The following is a 20,106-nucleotide window of genomic DNA, read 5'->3' on the forward strand; positions in this document are numbered from 1 at the left end:
GCGACGGGAGTCGCTCGGCCGAAGCCGGAAGCGACGTTAGTCGGTCGGTTCGGGCGACCCTGCGGGGGTCTCGCGTCGGCCCTGTTCTGCTTCACGGCGGTTCTTCAGCGCGAGTGCACCGAAGAGGATGCCACCGGCGGTACGCATCGCGAGGTCGACGGTGACCGTGTTGGGGACGGCCCCGACGAGACCGAGTGCGCCGCCGAGGTCGAATATGGCGTTCAACACCAGTATCGGTGCCATGAGAAGGAACGCGGCGACGACGAACAGACCGCGCTCGACGCGACTCACGCGACTGTAGAAGTAGCCGATGACCGTCGCACCGAGTGCGATGACGCCGACGAAGACACCGAGGACGGGGATGACGACCTCGGGAATGAAAAAGCCGAGGTCGGCGACGTCCGCTCCCGTAACGACTGCTGCTTGCTCACCACGGCCGCGAAGGAGCAGGATGCCCGGCGTGAGCGCGAACGCGAACGGGACGACTGCCTTGTTGAGTGACAGCGAGAACGCCTTGACCCCGGTCTGGAACGGGTCAGACCGGGCGATACCAGACGCGGCATACGCTGCCACCGCCACCGGTGGTGTGATGTCTGCGATCACCCCGAAGTAGAGGATGAACAGGTGTGCCGCCAGAAGCGGGATATCCGACGACTGGGCGATTGCAGGGCCCAAGAGGGAGACGAGGATGATGTACGTCACCGTCGTCGGCATCCCCATTCCGAGGATGATAGAGGCAATCGCGGTAAAGAGCAGGAGCAAGACGATAGACCCACCTGCGACTGCCTTGATGAGTGCCGTCAGGTTCGGTCCGAGACCCGTCGCACTGACGACGCCGGGGATGATACCCGCGGCGGCGACGGCGACGACGACTTCGGTCGACGTGCGCGCACCGGAGTCCATCGACTTCCCGATGAACGTCACGTAGCGGAACGCGTTGATGTCCGACAGCGAGGGTCGCGAGAGCGTAGCGGCGATGTTGGCAGACGCCTCGTCCACTGCCTCGTCGAACTCGAGAATCGGTGATTCGAGCGCCGGGCGAGCGAGCATCACGACGAGACTGACGAAGATGGCGATGATGCCGAGTTCGCCGGCAGCAGCGAGGAGTGCGCCAGTGACGCTGAGCGCCTCACCACTCCCACCCGTGATGGCGTCGATGATGCCGACACCGGTCGCGGCGTAGGCACCGACTTGTGCGACGAAGAGCGCCAGGATACCACCGATGAGCGGGACGCGGGTTCGCTCGTTGTACGCGGCGACCACCGCGAGGAGCGCCATGATGGCGATGAGCGTGAACCACGCCGACCGCGCGACGGTCAGTCGCTCGACGAGCAGGTAGTACAGGAGCAGTGCAATCGGGATGAGGTAGAACCATCCACGACTGAGGTGGTCTCGGAGGTTGACGACCTCAGAGCGGTCGAGTCCACCGATGTTTGCTCGTGTCGCTTCGAGGTGGACCATCACCCAGACGCCGAAGAAGAACACGACGGCAGGAATCGCCGCCGCGATGATGATATCCGAGAACGGCACGCCGATGAACTCTATCATCAGGAAGGCGGCCGCACCCATGACTGGCGGGAGAATCTGCCCACCGGAAGACGCAGACGCCTCGACGGCACCTGCGAACTCAGACCGATAGCCAGACCGCTTCATCAGCGGGATGGTGAACGCACCGGTCGTCACCGTGTTCGCGATGGAGGACCCGGAGATGGTCCCCATGAATCCGGACGCGAGAATCGACGCCTTCGCCGGGCCACCCTTCCGGGTCCCCGTCGCGGCGTACGCGAGGTCGATGAACCACTGACCTGCGCCGGACATCTCCAAGAACGCACCGAAGAGGATGAAGATGTAGATGAACTGCACGGAGACGGTGACCGGAATCCCGAACACACCGTTTTCCGTGTTGTACCAGAGGTTCTGGATGATGTTCGGCCACGTCCCTTCCGGGATGGAGAGGACGCCGATGAGCGGCATCGATGGCGAGATGATGTAGCCGTATCTGGCGTAGACGATGAACGACGCGACGATGAGCGTCAGGTAGAACCCGAGCGACCGGCGCGTCGCTTCGAGCACCAAGAAGACGCCGACGATGCCGAGGAAGAACGGATAGGAGATGTCAGCCAGCGGGATGCCGACTGCGCTGATAGCCTCGGGGAGGAATCCGAGTGGCCCGAGATACTCCGCGACGCTCCGGCCCGCTTCGAGGCCGAAGATACGGAGTTGCTGAATCTCTGCCCACTCCATCACCATGTAGAGAGCCGTCGCAGCGGCTAACACCATGAAGAGGACGTCGAGTGGCGTCACACGCTCGCGTTCGGGGTCGACGGCGAGCCATCGAACGACTCGCCGGACACCGTCTGCGGCACGCGTGACGAGGTGGTCTTCACCCAGACTCGACGCCAGTGACGGAACGACACGGCCGAGACGCGAGGCAACCGCCCCGTGTCCGGTCGTCGCCGGGAAGAGGATGAACGCGAGGATGAGCGCGAAGGCGACGTGAATCGAGTTCACCTGCAGGAGTTGCAGTGACCCGAGCGACACCTCACCGACGAATGGGAACGTCGCGGAGAAGTCGAACCCTCGCGCCGCCAACCACATCTGGAACACCGAGAAGGAGATGGCGATGAAGGAAGTGATGATCGCGGCCCATCCGGTGACGGTCCGCTTTCGGTCGATTCCCTCCAGCATCTCCTGTGCTTCCTCTTCGGAGAGTTTGTCGTCCGTGCTCAGACTGTCGTCTGGAGTCGTCTCTACGTCTGTACTCTCTGCCTCACCGTCGTCTGGGTCCTCGCCACCGTCAGTTCGAATCGGTGGCGAGTCGGGTACTCCCGTGTGGTCGGACCGTGGGGCAACAGTTCGGTCGGTGGGGTCGTCAGTTCGACCCTCGTCGTGTGTTCTGTTCGTCATTGTCAGTGGAGGGCGGCATCGAGGACCGACTGGTTTGTGACGTGTAGGCGAACTGAGCGCGCATCTGAGAGCGCCACGAGGTCGTACGTCTCTTCGCCTACGTGGAGTTTGTGACCGGCAATGTGACCGGGCTTGACGTACACTTCTTCCCAACTTCCCGGTGGGTCGAAGACGTACGAGCCGTTTTCTTTGTGGACGTCGGCGTAGGCTGGGAGACCCCACCCGTAGGACTCGAATTCCATTCTCGTCATCTCGAGTTCACCATCTCGAACCGTGTACTCGTCGAGGACGCGCGTCTTCTCGACGCTATGGTTGTACTCGATGGAGACGGTAGTATCTTCCTGAACTGGAACTGTCAACAGCTGTTCTCCGGTCTCTGCGTCTTCGACGACGAGAACTTGCCCGGCAGGAACAGCGGCACTTCCTCCGACAGCGAGCGCTAACAACGCAACTGCAACGAGGAGACGTGTGCGAGTCGAATCAAGCATCGAAAGGATTGGTTGGGTTGGTATACTGCGAATCTGAGAGTCGAGCAGACCGGTTTAGCCGAAGTAGGCCTGTGCGCCGGGGTGCAGGTCGATGGACATGCCTTCCTGGGCGCTCTCCTTCGAGATGAAGTTCGTCTTGATGGTGAGTTGGTCGACGTTCTCGAAGATAGCCTCGGAGACGGCCTGGACCGTCGCGTCGGGCTGTTCGGCGTTGGTCGCGATCATCGCCTTGACCGAGACGGTCGGGGCAGGGTTCTCGAGACCGTAGGTGCCGGCCGGGACTTCGTCGTTCGCGTAGAACGGCGCTGCGCCCTTGACGGCTTCGCGGGCGTCGCCCTCGATGGGGACGATACGGACGTCTTCCGTCGCGGCGAGTTCCTCGATTGCGCCAACTGGCCACCCACCGACGACGAACGCGGCGTCGATGTCGCCGTTCTTCAGCTGGTCAGACGCCTGCGAGAAGCCAGTGTTCTGCTCGTCGTAGTCGGTGACACCGAGCGCTTCGAGAATCTGGTTCGCGTTGACCTGCGTCCCGGACCCGAGGTCACCGGTGTTGATGGTCTTGCCCGAGAGGTCCGACGGCGTCTCGACGCCCGTGTCAGCGAGCGTGACGATGTGAATCGTCTCGGGGTAGAGCGTCGCGACACCACGGAGGTTCTCGACTGCGTTACCCTGGAACGCTTCGATACCCGACCCGTTCTTTGCGAAGAACGCGACGTCGTTCTGAATCAGTGCGAAGTCGGCGTCGCCGCGGGCGAGGGAACCGACGTTCTCGACGGACGCACCGGTGGACTGAACCTGAACGGTGAGGTCGGTTGCGCCCTCGATGACGGACTTGAACTCGTTCGAGAGCGGGAAGTACGTCCCACCCGTACCGCCAGCGTGCCACGAGATGCGGGTTTCGCCGCCGTTGCCACCGTCTCCGCCTTCGGTGGTCGTCTCTTCTGCCGCCGTGGTCGTCTCTTCGCCACCGTCACCACCGTCGCCACCGTCGCCACCGCCGGTACAACCAGCGAGGCCAGCGAGGCCGACAGCACCTGTCGCAGCGATAAACTGTCTACGGTCAAGCTTTCGCGTCATACAGTACCATTTGTATTAATCAATATATATTCCTGTTCATATCAACCCCCGAAATGTGTATATTTTCACATTATAGACTATAAATTATTATTTATCGTTATGGTTAGGAATACGCTACGTGCCATCATAGTTCAAATGGGACGAAATCACTAGATAACTGTCAACGTATTCGAGTGACGGCGATACTTGTCTCTCTCCTAACTCGATGTCCCGGAGTTCGATGGTGGGCGATGTTCGACCCGAAAGAGGGGGTTCTGCGGCGTATGACGCCTCTCAGTCGTGCGGTGTGACACGCAATAGCACAGTACTCGGTAGAGGTAGGGTTCGCGAGGTTCGAGTCGAATTAGATTCGACTCCAGTCTAGCGCTTTTCGACCCGAAGTGATGGGGTTGGGACAGCACAGCGACTCACGAACAGAGACGCCCTCAGTCGACGATGATTTCCGAGTCAGTAGAACCGGAGTCTGCCGCCTTCGGCGACATCTCTTCTTTGTATCGCGTTATCCAGTCTGCGAAACAGGTCGGACAGAGTCGCTGGTTGTCGACCGTCGAGCGGTCGACCTGTAGGCGGACGTCCCGCGCCAGCGCGTCTTCGACCGATTGTGAACAGCTATCGCACGGGTCGCTCATTCTCGACTCCCTCCAAACGTCCGAGTGTCGTCCATGGTTCGGTGGTGCGCGGGTGGTGACTTAGTCGTTACCCGCGGTCTGACCGAACCTCGTCGATTTCGAACCGGGGGCGTGAGAGAACCCGTACTTAGACCAGTTCGAATCTAGGTGGTTCGAAACGCGCGGTCACCGGCGTCACCGAGGCCGGGGACGATGTAGCCGTCGTCGTCGAGGTAGTCGTCGATCGCGACCGTCAGCAGGTCGACTTGGGGGAACTCGTCGCCGACGCGGAGGAGTCCGTCGGGTGCCGAGACGGCCGAGAGGACGAACAGTTTCTCGGGGTCGACGTCTGCGTTTTCGAGGACGTGGTCGAGGACCTTACACATCGTCGACCCAGTGGCGAGCATCGGGTCGGCCACGATGACGGTGTCCTTTTCGGTGATTTCGGGGAGTTTCACGTAGTCGATGGTGATGGGGAAGCCACCGTCGTCGTCCATGCCTGCTTCTTCGTCACGACCGGCAGAGATGACGCCCTGCTTCGCACGCGGGAACGCCTTGAGGAGTCCTTCGACGAACGGCGTCGCGGCGCGCAGTACGTTGATGATGACCACGTTGTCGAGGCCTTTCACGCGCTCGCCAGTCGTCTCTTGCAGCGGCGTCTGGATGGTGACGTACTCCGTCTCCATCGCACCGTCGATAATCTCGTAGCCACAGATACGGCCGAGTTTGACGAGGCCTTTCCGGAAGGCGACCTGCGTCGTCTGGACGTCTCGGAGGCGTGAGAGCGTGTCCTTCGCCAGCGCGTGTGTGATGAGGTACGCGTCGTCTCGGTCTTCGATGGGCATCTTACCGAATAAGCGGATTCCCGAAGGACATAAATGCGGCTATCGGCCGCCAGCGGCCCCCTGCGGGTAGTTCACCAATGGGATGCGAAACTATCTCACTGCGACGAGAGTGGGGGCGTTATGTACTCGCTACGTCGACCGACCACGCCCACTTACCGACAGCGAGGAGGACGGTGCCCCCCACGGGTGGGTGGGCTGTGTATATCTATGTCATAGTGTCACGTATAGTAGGTATGCATCTGCGGAATCGACACGGAAAGATCGTCGATGGCGTTCCATTCTACGTCGTTGCCTCACTGGCGTTCATGTTCGTCATCTCGCTTGGTCCGTTCTACGGCTCGTTGTTCGGCCTCTCGATCGAAGCGGGAGTCGTCGCCTCGCTCGTCGTCTCCTTCGTCTGCGGGTGTTTGGCGTTCTATCGGTTCGTGTGGACTGTCGACCCCGAGTTCCGCGGCGAGATTCCGGTCGACGTTCGCTTCAGGAACCTCGGATACGCAGCAATCACGTTCTTCTTGCTCCTCGTGTTGCTGTTGATTCCGGTCATCCCCATCGTCACCGCCGCCCCCTGACGGTCACCACTGCGACGCTCTGACGGTCGTCACCGCCGTCCCTTGACGGTCACCACTGCGACACTCAGACGGCGTTCTCAGTGTAGTGTGCGCTCGTGCAGTTCTCGTGGCCAACCGGGAGGGGGTTTATGACGTGCCACCGTGAGCGCGAAAACATGGGGTTCGTTAGCACACTCAAAGCGGCGTTCAAAGCCTCGACCCAGTCTCCGGACCGGTCCGGGTCGGGCCAGACGTCGAAAGGCGGGTACTGGTGTCACGACTGCTCGGAGCGCATCCTCGACTTGGACGTGGACGGAGAGGGACCGCCATCTTGCCCGTCTTGTGGCGAGGAGATGGAGTTCGAGCGCTCGCCTGGAACGACCGGGTGCGCCTGTTAGGTCGGCGTCGAGAGCCCGACTCGGTCGGTCGTCCTCACTTCGTCACGAGGTACGTAACCGCGATGAGTAACAACGCCATCGTCGCGACGTTGACGAACGTGAACGCCATGAGTTCGAGGTACGAGAGTCCGTAGACAACGACAGTGGCGAAGATAGACGAGAGGATGACGTTCATCACGAAGACGACGCGCGGGTCGCCTTCTCCCCACTCTATCTGCCCGGTGTCTTCTTCACTCATCGGTCTCCCTCCGGTTCAGCGAGAGCGAACTCTTCGCCGGCGTCGACCGGATATCGTTGGTCTACCACAGTCGCTCCAGGCTCCAGCAGGTGCTCGTCCAACGCCTCGACGAGTGCTGCTTCGTCGATTTCCCGACCGATGAAGACGAGTTCGGTCCGTTTGTCCCCGTACTCGTCGTGCCAGTCGATTTCGGGATGGTTGCGACGATACGTGTCCTGTTCGAACTCCGGCAGCGACGCAATCCACGGACCGCTCGCCGTGACGTACGCCGACGGGCCGGCCTGACTGTAGGTGTAGCGGACGTCTTCTGCACCGGCAATCCACAGCGACCCCTTGGAACGGACGACCGATTCCGGGAGGTCGCCGAGAACCGCTTCTGCGCCGTCTGGGTCGAGCGGTGCCCGCCGACGGTAGACGAACGAGGTGATGCCGTAGGTCTCCTCCGCGTGCGAGACGACGCTGTGGTCGTGGTCGTGGCCGTGCTCGTTGCCATGTCCGTGACTGTCGTCGTGGTCGTGGTCGTCGTGGTCGTCTCCATGGCCGTCGTGTTCGCCTTCCTCGGCTTCCGCTTCGAGAACGGCCCGCCACCCGACGGGTGCGTCGGGGTCGTGGAGGTCCGAGAGGAGGTGGTCGACGTCTACGGTTCCGTGGGTCGTCTCGACCACGTCGATGCTGGGCCGGAGAGCGGTGATGACATCGCGGACCTCTGCAATCTCGTCGTCGGTGACGAGGTCGCGTTTGTTGAGGACGACGAGGTCCGCGCTCTCGACCTGTTCGACGAGGAGGTCTGACAGTGGCTGGATCGTCCCGTCGCTGTCTTCCGCGACGGTTCGCTCGGGATTCCCGCCGACGAACGTATCCGCGAACAGTCGTGCGTCGACGACGGTCACGAGACCAGCCACGTCGTATCTCGCTGCCGCACGCGAGGTGACGAATAGCCGGGCGACTGGTCCGGGTCTCGAGACACCCGACGCTTCGACGACGAGGTGGTCGAACGACCGTTCTCGTGCGAGTCGGACGACGGCCGTCTCGAGGTCGTCCTGTAGTTCACAGCAGATACACCCGTTCGACAACTCCGTGACGCCGCCACCGACGGTGAGTTCTGACTCATCTGCGACCAACTCGGCGTCGACGTTCACAGAGCCCATGTCGTTGACGAGGACGGCGATATCGTGGTCACCGGCGTTCGTCAGCAGGTGGTTGAGAAGCGTCGTCTTGCCCGCCCCGAGGCTTCCACCGAGTACGGTCACCGGAATCGCCTCTCGGGAATTCATGGGCGGCGTTTCCTCGTCCTCGTATATGAACCCGTGGGTCCTGTGGTGGGGAACCGAGTGACACAGTTCGGGGACCGTCGCCGCCGAAATGCTCCTGGTCGTTCGTGAGCGATACCCTTTTGTCTCGGCATCGGTTTGTATGCAAACTGATGACGCTTGCCGCGCGCATCGAGTCTTTTCGTTCTCTCGTAGAGGAGTGGCTTCGCGGCCTCTACCACGGAATGATAACTCACCCCGCCTACGAGAAGATCGAGAAACAGGCCGAAGACGACGAAGACGCGTTCATGCTCGCGTGCTTCCCCGACGCGTTCGGAATTCCGTCCCCAGTGTCGTACTACACTGCCGAACTCCTCCCGTACCTCGAAGACGAGTTCGAGGCGTGGGAGCGGCGGATGTGGGACCGTGGGTCGCTTCTCGAACGAAAAGGACACCAGTACCACTTCTAACATGCGCAAGTTCGTATTCTTCGGCGGGAAAGGCGGCGTCGGAAAGACCACCATGTCGAGCGCCTACGCGGTCAAGTGCGCTCGTGCAGGGGTCAAGACGCTGCTCGTCTCGACAGACCCGGCGCACAGTACCCGTGACGTGTTCGACCAGGAGTTTACCGACACCCCAGCACCCGTCGAGGGCGAACCCAACCTCGACGCGATGGAGATAGACCCCGAGACGGAAGTCCGCGAACATCTCATGGAGACGAAGCGAGCGATGAGCGACCAGGTGAGCCCAGCGATGGTCAACGAAATCGACCGGCAGATAGAGATGGCTCACCAGACGCCCGGTGCGCACGAATCGGCACTCTTCGACCGCTTCATCGACGTGATGCGCGACTCCGACGAGTACGACCGGGTCGTCTTCGACACCTCGCCGACCGGCGGAACACTCCGTCTCCTCTCACTCCCGGAGTATCTCGATGGCTGGATTCAGCGACTCCTCCACAAACGAAAGCAGTCGGTCAAACTGTTCGAACGCGCGGCTATCGGCAACAACGAACCCCGACGGATGATGGAGGGCGACCCGATTATCGCCCGTCTCGAAAAACGTCGTGACGACTTCAAATTCGCAAAAGAGACGCTTCAGGACGACGCTGCGTTCTTCCTCGTCGTCAACCCAGACGAACTCTCGATTCGAGAGACGAAACGGGCAGTCGATAAACTCGAAGAGTACGGCCTCGACGTTCGCGGACTGGCGGTCAACCGCCTGACACCCGAACCAGACCCAGACGAGGAGGGCCGTGGGGCGACGTTCTTGCGCGACCGGGTCAAGACAGAGCAGGAACGACTCCGTGAACTTCGTGAGGACCTGTCCCCGCCGTTGGTGGCAGCAATCGAAACACGAGTCGCCGAAGTCAAGGGCGATTTCCTCGGCGAAGTCGCAGACGAGATAGAAGTCGACGTCGAACTCACACCCGAAAAAGTGTAAACCGAATTACAACAACATTCTCCTTTTCGAACCCGTCGCCTTCCTTACCTGTATCTCGAAAACAATACATTCCCAACTATCGTTAACGTTAAGGTAACCTTTTTCGTGTCTATGGCTGGGGCAGAGTACCATGGTACAAGTTATTTGGCTGGTTGTCACCGTACTCGCGTTGTTCACCGTCGGGTATTTCGGATACTCACGGTACCTCGCGCAGTTCGTCGAACTCGACGATAGTCGTGATACACCGGCACACAAATACGAAGACGGTCAAGAGTATGTACCGGCAAAGAAGCCGGTCTTATTGGGGCATCACTATTCAAGTATTGCAGGCGGCGCACCAATCGTCGGCCCGATTACGGCGGGTGTGGTGTGGGGGTGGCTCCCTGCACTCGCGTGGATCGCTATTGGAAACCCACTCCTCGGTAGTGTCCACGACTTCGTTTCCCTGTCGAGCAGTCTCCGACACGACGGGAAATCTATCGGGTACATCATCGGCGAGTACGTGGGCGAACGCGGCAAGAACATGCTGCTGTGGTTCGCGTTCCTCACCATCATCCTCGTCGTCGCGGTGTTCGCCCTCGTGGTGGCAATCGTGTTCAACGCCTACCCAGAGGCGGCGACGGCAAGTCTGGTGTACATCGCCCTCGCAGTGCTGTTCGGGATGTATCTCTACCAGCTGAACCTGCCGTTCATTCCGGGAACGGTCGGGTTCGTCGCTGCGATGTTCATCGGCGTCTACTTCGGCATCCAGTTCCCGATTGCGCTGTTCGAACCCGCAGCTCGTGCACCGGCAGAGACACTCGTCCTCTTCGGTAGCGGCGGTTCGTGGCTCCCTGCGGCGGGTGCCTTCGGCGCCAACGCCGCAGCGTGGATTCCGATAATCCTCGTCTACGGTGCACTCGCGAGCGCCCTTCCGGTCTGGGTGCTCTTGCAACCGCGTGACTACCTCTCGTCGTTCCTGCTCTACGCAGGTGTCGGCGGAGCACTCCTCGCAATCATCGTCGGCACGGTCGCCGGCACCTCGTCGCAACCGCTCGTGACGAACCTCGAACCGTTCTACGGATTCATGGGGCGGACTGGAACACCGTTGTTCCCGCTCCTGTTCATCACCATCGCGTGTGGGACCATCAGCGGGTTCCACTCGCTCGTCTCTTCGGGGACGACCTCGAAGCAACTGAACAAGGAATCCGACGCTCGAGTGATTGGCTACGGCGGCATGCTCGGTGAGGGTCTCCTCGCCACTGTCGCTCTCGCAACGGTCGCTATCATCGGCCCCGAAGTGGGTGGCGGTATCGGTCTCGCGCTCCCGACGTTCGCGGCGGGTGGCGGTATCATCCTCACGAGCTTCGGTATCCCGACGTCCTTCGGTGGTCCGTTCATGGCTCTCGTCCTCGTGAGCTTCCTGCTCACGTCGACTGACACGGCCGTGCGCCTCGGTCGCTACATGATGGAAGAGATCATCGGCACGCCCGAGTCGCAGGCCCAAGAACTCGCGACCAACCGCTGGGGCAACGCTGCGGTGCAGGCAGTTCCGGCGTACGTGCTCATCACGAGTGGGTCGTGGCTCACGCTCTGGCAGCTCTTCGGCGGTGCCAACCAGCTTCTCGCTGCGCTGGCGCTCCTGACTGCCACCGTGTGGCTGGCCAACTGGGACGACTCGAAACAGCTCATCAGCACCGGTGGTCCGATGGTCCTCATGGTCTCCATCACGACGCTCGGTCTGCTGTGGCTCGCAATCCACGACAACATCTACGCGAAGTTCCTCAACTCCGAGTGGATGGCGTCCGCCGAACCGTTCGCCATGGTCTCGGCAGTCGTCCAAGTCATCCTCGCGTTCACGCTCATCTACTTGGCGCTCTCGCTCGCCAAGATGGGGTACGAGAACATCCAGGATGTGCGGGGGTCGAGTGTGAGCAGCACCGCTCCCAGCGACGACTAACGACTAAAAACCAACCGCAATCTTTTATCGACGCAATCGGTCGACGAGCCGCTGCACGATTCCTCTCGAACTCGTCGGAGAGACGTCCGTCCAGAGGGTGAACGCTTCGACAGAGTCTGCGTTTCGACTCGCGATGGCCGTCTCGTCGTCGGGGGCGACGACGGCGACGTTCATCTCGAAGTGTCCGTGGTAGCCGAACTTGATGAGTTTCCGGTCCGAAAAGTCGGCGACGAAGTCGTACACGTCGTCGGGGATGTCGGGGGCGACGAGGACGAACGTGAAGTCCGTCCCGAAGTGTTCTGGACTCGGTGCGACCCACTCGTCTGCGAGTTCGTGGCCCAACTCGACGAGTCGTTGGAGTTCTGCGACCGTCGCCGTCTCGACGCGCCGGGCGAACAGATACTCCTTCGCGTGGTGGTTCGCGTAGTTGATGGAGGGATGCATGAACTGCTTGCGCGTCTCCATCCGCATCGACCCGTAGAGGTCGAACCGTTCACCGTGGACCGCGTAGTCCTTCTCGAGGTCGTAGTTGAACATGAGGCGGTCGCTCACCCGGTCGAGGTAGGTATCGTCCCACTCGGGTGCGTCGATGGCCGCCTCACCAGCGTTCGAATCGTCACCGGCACCGGACCGTTCCACGTCGCTCATCTCTCGTCGGGGTCGTACGCCTCGGCGTCACCGGAGACGGCGGGTGCGCCGATAGCGAGGATGTCCACCGCTTCGCTCGCGTCGTCTGGGTTGTGTGCGCGATGCGGGCTTTCGGGGTCGGCCACGAAGAGGTCGCCGGCCGAAACTTCGAACGTCTCGTCGGGCGTCTCGACGAACAGCGTGCCCGAGAGAACGTAGAACGCCTCCTGCTGTTCGGTGTGGTAGTGGTACTTCAGCGGCACTTGCTCGCCAGGTTCTGCCCGGAACTGGTTGAGCGCGAAGTTCTCTAAGCCACCTTCGACGCCGATGCGTCGGAGTTCGCACGGTCGGTCTGGAACTGGTTCAACCTCGTCCGTATCCACGACGTGATATCCCATGAGACGGAGCAACACGTTCGTCCCTATAAGCCCGTCGCGACCACTGGGAAACCAAGGTTTATTCGTGATGATTACTAACAAGGGGCGTATGGCAGGCCAGAAACGCGAGGCGTGTGGTCGGTGTTCGATGACGACCGTCGTCGACGCGACCACGACTGGCGACCGCGACCCGCTCGGGGACGAGAAGATAGAACTCGACGAATCAGAACTCCGGACGGTCTCGCCCGGTGCATGGTTCGAAGGTATCTCGACGCGCCTCGACAACTTCGCTGAGCGCGTCATCTACGGTAATCGCTGAGCATTTCGCGACGGCACTCACCGAGTTCTACAGGAATCTCTGAATTTCGTGCCCGTGAGAGTAGCTGACGGAGTATTTTTATCCCTTGGCACGTAGTCCAGACAACGACATGGAAGAGAGTATCTCCGGGTTCAAACGCCGGGGCTCTTGGGGCGAGGTCGTCGAACACGGGGAGCGAATCACCCGTGCGCTCCGCGAGGCCGACGTCGAAGGTCGGCCCTTCGACGACTGGAACGAGTGGCGACCGAAGTCGCACGAGCGTCTTGGTGAGGACGTAAACCAAAAGACTGCCAAGCAGGCAAGCGTCGGCGAGGGTGAAGGTGAGAAGAAAGGGAAGGCGCCGAACGAGGACCTCAAGACGGCTGGGAAGAAACTGTCGCGCTCCTACGAGAAGGTAGAAGAGGGCGACGACGAGGGGGCCGTCGAGTCGTGGCAAGACTCGATAAACTACGTCGCCCGTGCTGCGGACTCCGCCGGACGGAAGGCGCTTCGAAAGGTCGAGGACACGGTGTACCGAAAGGTGATGACGCAACTCGCACCGTACTACTTCGACAACGAACTCATCAGCGCCAACATCCAGCAGGTCGGCCGCGGGTCGGGTGACGAACAGTTCGTCTTCGAGGTGAACGTCAACGACGACGACCTGAAGGCACAGGTGTCCGAGACGCTCCGAAACTTCGAAGACGAGGTCGACCGCTGGCACATCGACACGGAAAAACAAACCGAGGTCGCGGAAGCGGTCGAAGGCGTCGAAGTGCCAGTGACAGACCAAGAAAAGCGGTCCAAATCCACGACGAACTGAGTGCGGTGGTGTACGCGGTAGACTCGTCGTGGATTTGGGGGTGAACGACGAACTGAGTGCGGTGGTGTACGCGGTAGACTCGTCGTGGATTTGGGGGTGAACGACGAACTGAGTGCGGTGGTGTACGCGGTAGACTCGTCGTGGATTTGGGGGTGAACGACGAACTGAGTGCACGCCGTCGACTCTGCCGTTCTCCCGATTCTGTCGTCACCACACGGTCTGCTGTTCGACGCGCACACGTGTCTCATTTCGATAATACTGATACCCCTCGCCCGACATGTGATGGTATGGCCGAACCACTCCGCATCGAGTCCGGAGAACTGACTGTAGACGAGATTCTCGACGCGCTCCGCGAGGGGCGGCGTATCGTCGTCCGTGCAGAGATGCTCGGCGGAACTCACGAAGTGACACTCCGGCACGATGGGTCGATATTCTACTGTGACACGCCGACGACGCTCCACAAACACGAAGACGAAGACGGGATGCGGAACTGCGTGGTGAAGATGGGATACGCGAGAGACGAGTAAGCGTCCCAGCCGAATTTCTCGAATGCGGGGATACACCGGCGAAACGTGTCGTCTGCGGCGACGAAACCGTCGTCTCCGGTGGTCAGGGGTTCTCTGTGCGCGACAGTCTGTTCTCCGGTAGGTGAGGGTTTAATCCGACGCACAGCGAACAGATGTGCATGGCTGATGCACCGGATATGGAAGATTTGATGGAGACCGACGACCCGAACTTCGGGCACGTTCTCGCGTGTGTCTTCGGAATCCAGAGCCACGAGAGTCGGACGTATCTCGCACTTCTCGACAACCCAGGAAGCACCGTCGCGGAACTGGCGGAGGTCCTCGAACGTGACCGGAGTAACGTCAACCGGTCGCTGACGACGCTCCTCGACAAAGGACTCGCCGAGCGAAAGCGCCGACTGCTGGACCCCGGCGGGTACGTCTATCAGTACACTGCGACGCCGCTTCCAGACGCCAAGGAGATGATGCACGCCGCGCTGGACGAGTGGGCCGACGACGTCCACGCTCGAATCGACGCCTTCGGGGAGTCGTAGACCAGCACGCGGTTCTTTCTGACTCGATTTCGACGCGTCTCGACCGGCAGGTGCCGCCCAAACCCACCTGCTTTTGTCCCTCTGGTACCACCGCCCGAGCAATGAGTCTCGAACTTACGGCACCCGCCCCCGAAGAGCCGGCCGTCGCGGACGACGGCGTGTGGCTCGACTGTATCGAGTGCGGCGAACAGTTCGCACCGTTCGACGACGTACGCTACACGTGCGACCACTGTGACGGACTGCTCGAAGTCCGCTATTCGTCCCCGGCGACGTGGGACGACTTCGAGGGCCGCGGCGTCTGGCGTTACAACGCCGCCCTCCCGTTCGAAGAAGGCGTCTCGCTCCCCGAGGGTGCGACCCCGCTGCACGAAGTCCCGCGCCTCGAATCCGACATCGGCGTCGAGACGCTCCGTATCAAACACGAGGGGATGAACCCCACCGGGTCGTTCAAAGACCGCGGCATGACCGTCGGCGTCCGCGTCGCGAAGGAACTCGGTGTCGGTCGTCTGGCCTGCGCTTCGACCGGAAACACCTCGGCGGCGCTCGCGGCCTACGGCGCTCGCGGCGGGATGGAGACGCTCGTGCTCTTGCCCGCCGGCAAAGTCGCCGCCGGGAAGATTGCACAGGCAGCACTCCACGACGCACGCATCCTCGAAGTCGACGGAAACTTCGACTCCTGTCTCGACATCGTCCAAGACCTCGCCGCCCGCGGTGAGGTGTACCTCCTCAACTCGCTGAACCCCTTCCGCCTCGAAGGCCAGAAGACCATCGGCCTCGAGATTCTCGAAGAGTTCCACGAGGACTACGGCACCTACCCGGACCGCATCGTCCTCCCCGTCGGCAACGCGGGCAACACCTCGGCGCTCTACAAAGCGTTCCGTGAACTCGTCCAGTCGGGCGCACTCGACCCCGAAGACGTGCCGAAACTGACGGGCGTACAGGCCGAGGGTGCGGCACCGATGGTCGAAGCCATCGAGAACGACTGGGACGAGACGCGCCGCTGGGACGAGGTCGAAACCATCGCCACCGCCATCCGCATCGGCAACCCGGTCAACGCGCCGAAGGCACTCCCCGGCATCCGTGAGACGGGTGGAACCGCCGTTGCCGTCTCGGACGACGAAATCACCGCGGCACAGCGTGACCTCGCCGGCGAAGGCGTCGGCGTCGAACCCGCTTCGGCCGCCTCGGTCGCTGGCCTCCGCAAACTCCGTGAAGACGGCACTATCGACGAAGACGAACAGGTCGTCTGTCTCACGACGGGCCACCTGCTGAAAGACCCCGACGCGGCGTTCGCCGCCGGCAACGAACCCGAACCCGTGCCGAACGACACCGACGCAGTACTCGAACACCTCGCAGAGTAAGCGGAGCGGCGGAGCGTTCGACCGGCCGAATCGTTCGGCCATCTCCCCGGTTTGCGGCCGCTGACGAGCGTCAGTTGTTCGTCTGACACATCCTTTTGATACTGTGGTACTACATACCACACGATGTCGTTCAGCAGTCTGCCGACCGGGACCATCAGCACGGATGGGGCCGGGTCGCGAACACACCCTCCAAACAGAACCACCACTGGCCGAACTCCGCAGCAGAGTACCTCGTCACGTCGGGATACAGTGGACGCTCCCGTACGAGACGTGTCGTCGCTTCGGCGCGAGAACGAGGCGCTTCGGCGCGCGAACGCTCACCTCAAGGACCGCCTCGACTCGTTGAACGAGAATCAACAGGATATCATCGACCACTACGAACGACTGTTGGCAGAAATCACTCGACAGGACGCTGTCGGAACGACACCTCGTGGACGTACCACTCGGCCACGAAACTCACAGAGTCGGTCGATGCGAAGAAGAAAACTGGCCGCGGTTCGGTCGGCAGTCCGCACTGTTGCGACGCGAGTGGTGCGGACGGTCAGACGTGCGTAAGGAACTGCTTCGGTCGCCGTCGGCCCTGCTTAGAGGGTGATGGCGGCGACGTCGATGATACGGTCGTCTCCGAGGAGTTTTTCGCGGACCTCCTCTGTAACCTCGTCGTCGAGGTTGTAGACGGTGAGTGCCTCGCCACCGGCCTTGGCGCGGCGGGCGTTGAACATCCCTGCGATGTTGACGTCGTTCTCACCGAGAACGGTGCCGATGAAGCCGATGACGCCTGGTTTGTCGTAGTTGCGTGCGACGAGCATCTGGCCGTGTGGGATGGCGTCGAGACGGTAGCCGTTGATGCGGACGATGCGTGGGTCGTCACCGGCGAAGAGCGTCCCGGAGATGGTCATCTCTTCGTCGCCGTTGCGGACGGTGACCGTCACGAGACTCTGGAAGTCCTCGGACTGTCGGGACTTCGACTCGGTGACCTCGATGCCGCGTTCTTTCGCAATCTGCGGGGCGTTGACGGCGTTGACCTGCCATTCGAGCGGCGTGAAGACGCCTTTCAGCGCGGAGGCCGTGACGAGTTCGAGGTCTTCGGCGGCGATGTCACCGTGATAGCTGACTTCGACTTCGCCGAGGCGACCTTCGAGAAGTTGCGCGGCAATCTTGCCGGCGGTCTCCGCGAGTTCGATGTAGGGTCGGATACGCGGGAAGGCGCTCTCGTCGACCGAGGGCGCGTTCAGCGCGTTCATCACGGGTTCTTCGCGGAGTGCGGCGACGACCTGGTCGGCCGTCGAGACGGCGACGTTCTCCTGTGCGGCCGAGGTAGACGCCCCGAGGTGGGGCGTGACGACGACGTCGTCGACGGAGAGGAGTGGGTTGTCCGGCGAGACGGGTTCGTCGGCGAACACGTCGACAGCGGCGCCGTCGAGGACACCTGCGTCGACTGCCTCTGCGAGGGCCGCCTCGTCGACGACGCCACCGCGAGCGCAGTTGATGAGGTAGCCGCTGCCCATCGTCTCGAGTTCGTCGGTGGAGATGAGTCCTTCCGTCTCGGGGGTCAGCGGCGTGTGGACCGTCAGGAAGTCCGCACGAGAGAGACACTCGTCGAACTTCACGAGTTCGGCACCGAGCTGTTCGGCGCGTTCCTCACCGATGTACGGGTCGTACGCGACGATGTCCATCCCGAGCGCGTGGAACTTCTTTGCGACCTCTTGGCCGACGCGACCGAGGCCGACGACGCCGAGGGTCTTGCCGTTGACCTCGTTGCCGAGGTAGTCAGACTTGGCCCACTCGCCGTTCTTGAGGCGAGCGTGTGCCTGCGGAATCGAGCGCGCGGCGGCGAAGCCCATCGCGACCGTGTGCTCGGCGGCGGCGCGGACGTTCCCTTCGGGTGCGTTGGCGACGATGACTCCGTGTTCGGTCGCGGCGTCGATGTCGATGTTGTCGACACCGATACCGGCACGGCCGACGATGACGAGGTCGGGTGCCGCATCGAACACTTCGGCGGTGACCTCTGTTCCAGAGCGGACGATGAGTCCGTTCGCGTCGGAGATGGCTTCGAGCAGCGCGTCACCTTCGACGTCGTACGCGGTCTCTACTTCGTACCCAGCCTCACGAAGTCTGTCCAGACCCGCATCGGCGATTGGGTCCGTGACGAGTACCTTCATGCGGGTAGGGACAAACTCACGGGGGTTAAGAGTTGCCACAACGGCCGATATCGTGACAATGAGAGTGTCTCACACGATTCTCCACGTCTCGATTCGTCGTCACGACGTGGGTGATTCTGCCGACGCGGAAGCTTTGAAACCCCACGGGAACGACGGGCACGTATGCGAATCATCGCCTTCGACTTCGACGGCACGCTCTCGGACTCGGAGATGACCGTCCTCCTCGGTAAGCGAAACGGCACCGCAGACGAGATGGCAGACATCACCGAACGCGCAATGAACGACGAGATTAGCTACGCGGAGAGTCTGCGCTCGCGCGCCCGCCTCCTCGAAGGACTCGAAGAGGAACTCGCCGAGGAAGCCTACGGCGAAGTCGAACTCCGCCCCGGTGCGGCCGACCTCATCCAGCGACTCCGCGACTACGGCCACCACGTCGCCATCTTCACCGGCGGGTTCAAACGCGGCGTCGAGCGTGCACTGGAAAAAGAGGGCGTCGAAGTCGACGACATCGTCTCGAACCACCTGCCCGTGAAGGGTGGCCGACTCACTGGCGACGTCGAAGGGTCGCTCATCGAGGGCACGAAAGACACGGCGTTAGAGAACTACGCCGCCGAACACGACGTCGCGATGGACCGAACGGTCGCCGTCGGTGACGGTGCGAACGACCTGCCGATGCTCGAAGTCGCCGGCCTCTCGGTTGGATTCGTCCCCAAAGACGCAGTTCGCCCCGCCTGCGACGTCGTCGTCGCCTCCATGGACCGTCTCGGAAACGTGTTCGAGGGGTACGACATCCTCGACGCAGACGACGAGTAGCGTCTCCGGCTCCCGCTGGCGCGCGCTCTTTCTGAGCCGTCACGCTCCGGACGCCGGCGACCATTGGGTGCTGCTAACGTTTATCACGATTCCCGTCGTATCAGTATTCATGTCAATCAGTGACGTCAACACACCCGAGCTGTGGGTGGCGGGGTTCGTCTTCGTAGCCCTCGCCCTCGCCGCCCAGTTCGAGGGTGTGGTCCTCTTCGACTTCCGCACACTCGGCATCGACAAATCGCTCCCTGCTGCCGTGGCAGTGGTGGGGACGATACTTGCGCTGTGGTGGTTGGATAGCGAATAACGAGTGGAGAACTAGTTCTGCGTGTGGTGCGGCGGCTATTCCGTGGAGTCCGCTGTCTCACAGACGCGGGCGTTCGTCGTTTTCCAGATAGACACGTCGCTGGCGGCGGTCTGGTCGACGTGCCCGATTTTGATTTGAATACCGAGACAGTCGACTCCGTACTCACCGAAGTCGAACTGTTCCCACTCGGACGTTGGCTGGTCGTCGGCGCGGACGTGGAGGACGTACGCACCGGGTTCAGTCGGGAAGTCGACGAATTCGGCACCGCCGAGTTCGCCGTTCTTGGCCGGGGGGACGTCCTCTGAAGCCCAGTACACTGGCTCAGAATCGTCCAGCAGGACGACGTGTACCGTGTGAGGAGTCGGGTCGTAGTTGAGCACGTCGAGTTCGCCGAGTCGCGGCACCTGCGACGACTCCTTCGAATCGGCGGTACACCCAGCGAGTCCACCAGTGAGCGCGACACCGCCGAGTCGGAGGGCCTCCCGACGTGTCAACGAGACCATCTAGTAGGAACTCGTAGAATTCTGCCAAATACTCTCTGGT

Annotated in this window: 24 protein-coding genes; 12 read left to right on the plus strand and 12 right to left on the minus strand. The window is 61.7% G+C overall.

Annotation, left to right across the window (positions count from 1 at the left end):
* Positions 1–36: 36 nt before the first annotated feature.
* The 5 genes from GJR99_RS09525 to upp all read right to left on the minus strand — a co-directional run bounded on the left by GJR99_RS09525 (position 37) and on the right by upp (position 5,928).
* The gene (locus GJR99_RS09525) at positions 37–2,907 is read right to left on the minus strand and encodes a TRAP transporter permease (RefSeq protein ID WP_151111547.1); all 2,871 of its coding nucleotides are present in this window, start codon (positions 2,905–2,907) and stop codon (positions 37–39) included.
* A 2-nt stretch (positions 2,908–2,909) separates the two neighbouring features.
* Entirely contained in the window at positions 2,910–3,395 is a 486-nt protein-coding gene (locus GJR99_RS09530; protein ID WP_151111549.1) for a DUF1850 domain-containing protein, read from the minus strand.
* A gap of 54 nt (positions 3,396–3,449) precedes the next feature.
* Positions 3,450–4,475, minus strand: a complete 1,026-nt coding sequence (locus GJR99_RS09535) for a TAXI family TRAP transporter solute-binding subunit (protein ID WP_151111551.1) — start codon at positions 4,473–4,475, stop codon at positions 3,450–3,452.
* 425 nt (positions 4,476–4,900) lie between these two features.
* Entirely contained in the window at positions 4,901–5,104 is a 204-nt protein-coding gene (locus GJR99_RS09540; RefSeq protein WP_151111553.1) for a DUF7569 family protein, read from the minus strand.
* A gap of 143 nt (positions 5,105–5,247) precedes the next feature.
* Positions 5,248–5,928, minus strand: a complete 681-nt coding sequence (upp, locus tag GJR99_RS09545) for a uracil phosphoribosyltransferase (protein WP_151111555.1) — start codon at positions 5,926–5,928, stop codon at positions 5,248–5,250.
* Positions 5,929–6,161: 233 nt separating this feature from the next.
* Between upp and GJR99_RS09550 the strand changes: the two genes are divergently transcribed.
* Together GJR99_RS09550 and GJR99_RS09555 are read left to right on the plus strand one after the other, a co-directional pair.
* Positions 6,162–6,497 (plus strand): hypothetical protein, encoded by a 336-nt coding sequence (locus GJR99_RS09550; protein ID WP_151111556.1) that lies wholly within the window; start codon positions 6,162–6,164, stop codon positions 6,495–6,497.
* Between the two features lie 155 nt (positions 6,498–6,652).
* Positions 6,653–6,874 carry a hypothetical protein gene (locus GJR99_RS09555; RefSeq protein ID WP_151111558.1) on the plus strand — a complete coding sequence of 74 codons (222 nt, stop codon included), beginning with the start codon at positions 6,653–6,655 and terminating at the stop codon, positions 6,872–6,874.
* 34 nt (positions 6,875–6,908) lie between these two features.
* Here the strand turns inward: GJR99_RS09555 and GJR99_RS09560 are convergent, their stop codons facing one another.
* Both GJR99_RS09560 and GJR99_RS09565 read right to left on the minus strand, forming a co-directional pair.
* The gene (locus GJR99_RS09560) at positions 6,909–7,112 is read right to left on the minus strand and encodes a hypothetical protein (RefSeq protein ID WP_151111561.1); all 204 of its coding nucleotides are present in this window, start codon (positions 7,110–7,112) and stop codon (positions 6,909–6,911) included.
* Positions 7,109–8,386: a CobW family GTP-binding protein gene (locus tag GJR99_RS09565; protein WP_151111563.1), complete on the minus strand. Its 1,278-nt coding sequence runs from the start codon at positions 8,384–8,386 to the stop codon at positions 7,109–7,111. Before GJR99_RS09565 ends, GJR99_RS09560 begins: the two co-directional genes overlap by 4 nt.
* A gap of 149 nt (positions 8,387–8,535) precedes the next feature.
* Here GJR99_RS09565 and GJR99_RS09570 point away from each other — a divergent pair, with 149 nt between their 5' ends.
* The 3 genes from GJR99_RS09570 (at position 8,536) to GJR99_RS09580 (ending at position 11,744) form a co-directional block, all read left to right on the plus strand.
* Positions 8,536–8,832 (plus strand): hypothetical protein, encoded by a 297-nt coding sequence (locus GJR99_RS09570; protein ID WP_151111565.1) that lies wholly within the window; start codon positions 8,536–8,538, stop codon positions 8,830–8,832.
* Between the two features lies 1 nt (position 8,833).
* The gene (locus GJR99_RS09575; RefSeq protein WP_151111567.1) at positions 8,834–9,805 is read left to right on the plus strand and encodes an ArsA family ATPase; all 972 of its coding nucleotides are present in this window, start codon (positions 8,834–8,836) and stop codon (positions 9,803–9,805) included.
* A gap of 130 nt (positions 9,806–9,935) precedes the next feature.
* Positions 9,936–11,744 carry a carbon starvation CstA family protein gene (locus GJR99_RS09580; RefSeq protein ID WP_151111569.1) on the plus strand — a complete coding sequence of 603 codons (1,809 nt, stop codon included), beginning with the start codon at positions 9,936–9,938 and terminating at the stop codon, positions 11,742–11,744.
* Positions 11,745–11,768: 24 nt separating this feature from the next.
* Here GJR99_RS09580 and GJR99_RS09585 read toward each other — a convergent pair whose 3' ends face one another.
* Together GJR99_RS09585 and GJR99_RS09590 are read right to left on the minus strand one after the other, a co-directional pair.
* Positions 11,769–12,392 carry a hypothetical protein gene (locus tag GJR99_RS09585; RefSeq protein ID WP_151111571.1) on the minus strand — a complete coding sequence of 208 codons (624 nt, stop codon included), beginning with the start codon at positions 12,390–12,392 and terminating at the stop codon, positions 11,769–11,771.
* A complete protein-coding gene (locus tag GJR99_RS09590; protein WP_151111583.1) occupies positions 12,389–12,769 on the minus strand; it encodes a cupin domain-containing protein in 381 nt (126 codons plus the stop codon). Before GJR99_RS09590 ends, GJR99_RS09585 begins: the two co-directional genes overlap by 4 nt.
* A gap of 88 nt (positions 12,770–12,857) precedes the next feature.
* Here GJR99_RS09590 and GJR99_RS09595 point away from each other — a divergent pair, with 88 nt between their 5' ends.
* The 5 genes from GJR99_RS09595 to thrC all read left to right on the plus strand — a co-directional run bounded on the left by GJR99_RS09595 (position 12,858) and on the right by thrC (position 16,287).
* On the plus strand, positions 12,858–13,067 hold the full coding sequence (locus GJR99_RS09595; protein ID WP_151111585.1) for a hypothetical protein: 210 nt from the start codon (positions 12,858–12,860) through the stop codon (positions 13,065–13,067).
* A gap of 109 nt (positions 13,068–13,176) precedes the next feature.
* Positions 13,177–13,869, plus strand: coding sequence for a DUF5828 family protein (locus tag GJR99_RS09600; RefSeq protein ID WP_151111587.1), 693 nt, complete (start codon positions 13,177–13,179; stop codon positions 13,867–13,869).
* A gap of 287 nt (positions 13,870–14,156) precedes the next feature.
* Positions 14,157–14,396: a hypothetical protein gene (locus tag GJR99_RS09605; protein ID WP_151111589.1), complete on the plus strand. Its 240-nt coding sequence runs from the start codon at positions 14,157–14,159 to the stop codon at positions 14,394–14,396.
* Between the two features lie 158 nt (positions 14,397–14,554).
* Positions 14,555–14,926 carry a helix-turn-helix domain-containing protein gene (locus tag GJR99_RS09610; protein WP_151111591.1) on the plus strand — a complete coding sequence of 124 codons (372 nt, stop codon included), beginning with the start codon at positions 14,555–14,557 and terminating at the stop codon, positions 14,924–14,926.
* Positions 14,927–15,027: 101 nt separating this feature from the next.
* Positions 15,028–16,287: a threonine synthase gene (gene thrC / locus GJR99_RS09615; RefSeq protein ID WP_151111593.1), complete on the plus strand. Its 1,260-nt coding sequence runs from the start codon at positions 15,028–15,030 to the stop codon at positions 16,285–16,287.
* Positions 16,288–16,521: 234 nt separating this feature from the next.
* On the opposite strand, the gene GJR99_RS09620 is transcribed toward thrC, so the two are convergent.
* Complete coding sequence (locus tag GJR99_RS09620) at positions 16,522–16,662, minus strand: hypothetical protein (RefSeq protein ID WP_154325971.1); 141 nt, start codon at positions 16,660–16,662, stop codon at positions 16,522–16,524.
* A 209-nt stretch (positions 16,663–16,871) separates the two neighbouring features.
* Complete coding sequence (serA, locus tag GJR99_RS09625) at positions 16,872–18,449, minus strand: phosphoglycerate dehydrogenase (RefSeq protein WP_151111595.1); 1,578 nt, start codon at positions 18,447–18,449, stop codon at positions 16,872–16,874.
* A gap of 162 nt (positions 18,450–18,611) precedes the next feature.
* Between serA and serB the strand changes: the two genes are divergently transcribed.
* Together serB and GJR99_RS09635 are read left to right on the plus strand one after the other, a co-directional pair.
* Positions 18,612–19,262, plus strand: coding sequence for a phosphoserine phosphatase SerB (gene serB / locus GJR99_RS09630; protein WP_151111597.1), 651 nt, complete (start codon positions 18,612–18,614; stop codon positions 19,260–19,262).
* Positions 19,263–19,371: 109 nt separating this feature from the next.
* Complete coding sequence (locus tag GJR99_RS09635) at positions 19,372–19,563, plus strand: hypothetical protein (protein WP_151111599.1); 192 nt, start codon at positions 19,372–19,374, stop codon at positions 19,561–19,563.
* A gap of 35 nt (positions 19,564–19,598) precedes the next feature.
* Here GJR99_RS09635 and GJR99_RS09640 read toward each other — a convergent pair whose 3' ends face one another.
* Positions 19,599–20,066: a hypothetical protein gene (locus tag GJR99_RS09640; protein ID WP_151111601.1), complete on the minus strand. Its 468-nt coding sequence runs from the start codon at positions 20,064–20,066 to the stop codon at positions 19,599–19,601.
* Between the last annotated feature and the right edge of the window lie 40 nt (positions 20,067–20,106).

The sequence above is a fragment of the Haloferax marinum genome, assembly GCF_009674625.1.
GTDB classification, from domain to species: Archaea; Halobacteriota; Halobacteria; order Halobacteriales; family Haloferacaceae; genus Haloferax; species Haloferax marinum.

Excerpts from the sequence above, each read along its gene's own strand:
- GJR99_RS09560 (WP_151111561.1), bottom strand. The coding sequence starts at position 7,112 with ATGAGTGAAGAAGACACCGGGCAGATAGAGTGGGGAGAAGGCGACCCG.
- GJR99_RS09605 (WP_151111589.1), top strand. The coding sequence starts at position 14,157 with ATGGCCGAACCACTCCGCATCGAGTCCGGAGAACTGACTGTAGACGAG.
- GJR99_RS09575 (WP_151111567.1), top strand. The coding sequence starts at position 8,834 with ATGCGCAAGTTCGTATTCTTCGGCGGGAAAGGCGGCGTCGGAAAGACC.
- GJR99_RS09595 (WP_151111585.1), top strand. The coding sequence starts at position 12,858 with ATGGCAGGCCAGAAACGCGAGGCGTGTGGTCGGTGTTCGATGACGACC.
- GJR99_RS09535 (WP_151111551.1), bottom strand. The coding sequence starts at position 4,475 with ATGACGCGAAAGCTTGACCGTAGACAGTTTATCGCTGCGACAGGTGCT.
- GJR99_RS09600 (WP_151111587.1), top strand. The coding sequence starts at position 13,177 with ATGGAAGAGAGTATCTCCGGGTTCAAACGCCGGGGCTCTTGGGGCGAG.
- GJR99_RS09555 (WP_151111558.1), top strand. The coding sequence starts at position 6,653 with ATGGGGTTCGTTAGCACACTCAAAGCGGCGTTCAAAGCCTCGACCCAG.
- GJR99_RS09550 (WP_151111556.1), top strand. The coding sequence starts at position 6,162 with ATGCATCTGCGGAATCGACACGGAAAGATCGTCGATGGCGTTCCATTC.
- GJR99_RS09590 (WP_151111583.1), bottom strand. The coding sequence starts at position 12,769 with ATGGGATATCACGTCGTGGATACGGACGAGGTTGAACCAGTTCCAGAC.
- thrC (WP_151111593.1), top strand. The coding sequence starts at position 15,028 with ATGAGTCTCGAACTTACGGCACCCGCCCCCGAAGAGCCGGCCGTCGCG.
- GJR99_RS09565 (WP_151111563.1), bottom strand. The coding sequence starts at position 8,386 with ATGAATTCCCGAGAGGCGATTCCGGTGACCGTACTCGGTGGAAGCCTC.
- GJR99_RS09570 (WP_151111565.1), top strand. The coding sequence starts at position 8,536 with ATGACGCTTGCCGCGCGCATCGAGTCTTTTCGTTCTCTCGTAGAGGAG.
- upp (WP_151111555.1), bottom strand. The coding sequence starts at position 5,928 with ATGCCCATCGAAGACCGAGACGACGCGTACCTCATCACACACGCGCTG.
- GJR99_RS09610 (WP_151111591.1), top strand. The coding sequence starts at position 14,555 with ATGGCTGATGCACCGGATATGGAAGATTTGATGGAGACCGACGACCCG.
- GJR99_RS09540 (WP_151111553.1), bottom strand. The coding sequence starts at position 5,104 with ATGAGCGACCCGTGCGATAGCTGTTCACAATCGGTCGAAGACGCGCTG.
- GJR99_RS09640 (WP_151111601.1), bottom strand. The coding sequence starts at position 20,066 with ATGGTCTCGTTGACACGTCGGGAGGCCCTCCGACTCGGCGGTGTCGCG.
- GJR99_RS09530 (WP_151111549.1), bottom strand. The coding sequence starts at position 3,395 with ATGCTTGATTCGACTCGCACACGTCTCCTCGTTGCAGTTGCGTTGTTA.
- GJR99_RS09585 (WP_151111571.1), bottom strand. The coding sequence starts at position 12,392 with ATGAGCGACGTGGAACGGTCCGGTGCCGGTGACGATTCGAACGCTGGT.
- GJR99_RS09525 (WP_151111547.1), bottom strand. The coding sequence starts at position 2,907 with ATGACGAACAGAACACACGACGAGGGTCGAACTGACGACCCCACCGAC.
- GJR99_RS09580 (WP_151111569.1), top strand. The coding sequence starts at position 9,936 with ATGGTACAAGTTATTTGGCTGGTTGTCACCGTACTCGCGTTGTTCACC.
- serA (WP_151111595.1), bottom strand. The coding sequence starts at position 18,449 with ATGAAGGTACTCGTCACGGACCCAATCGCCGATGCGGGTCTGGACAGA.
- serB (WP_151111597.1), top strand. The coding sequence starts at position 18,612 with ATGCGAATCATCGCCTTCGACTTCGACGGCACGCTCTCGGACTCGGAG.
- GJR99_RS09635 (WP_151111599.1), top strand. The coding sequence starts at position 19,372 with ATGTCAATCAGTGACGTCAACACACCCGAGCTGTGGGTGGCGGGGTTC.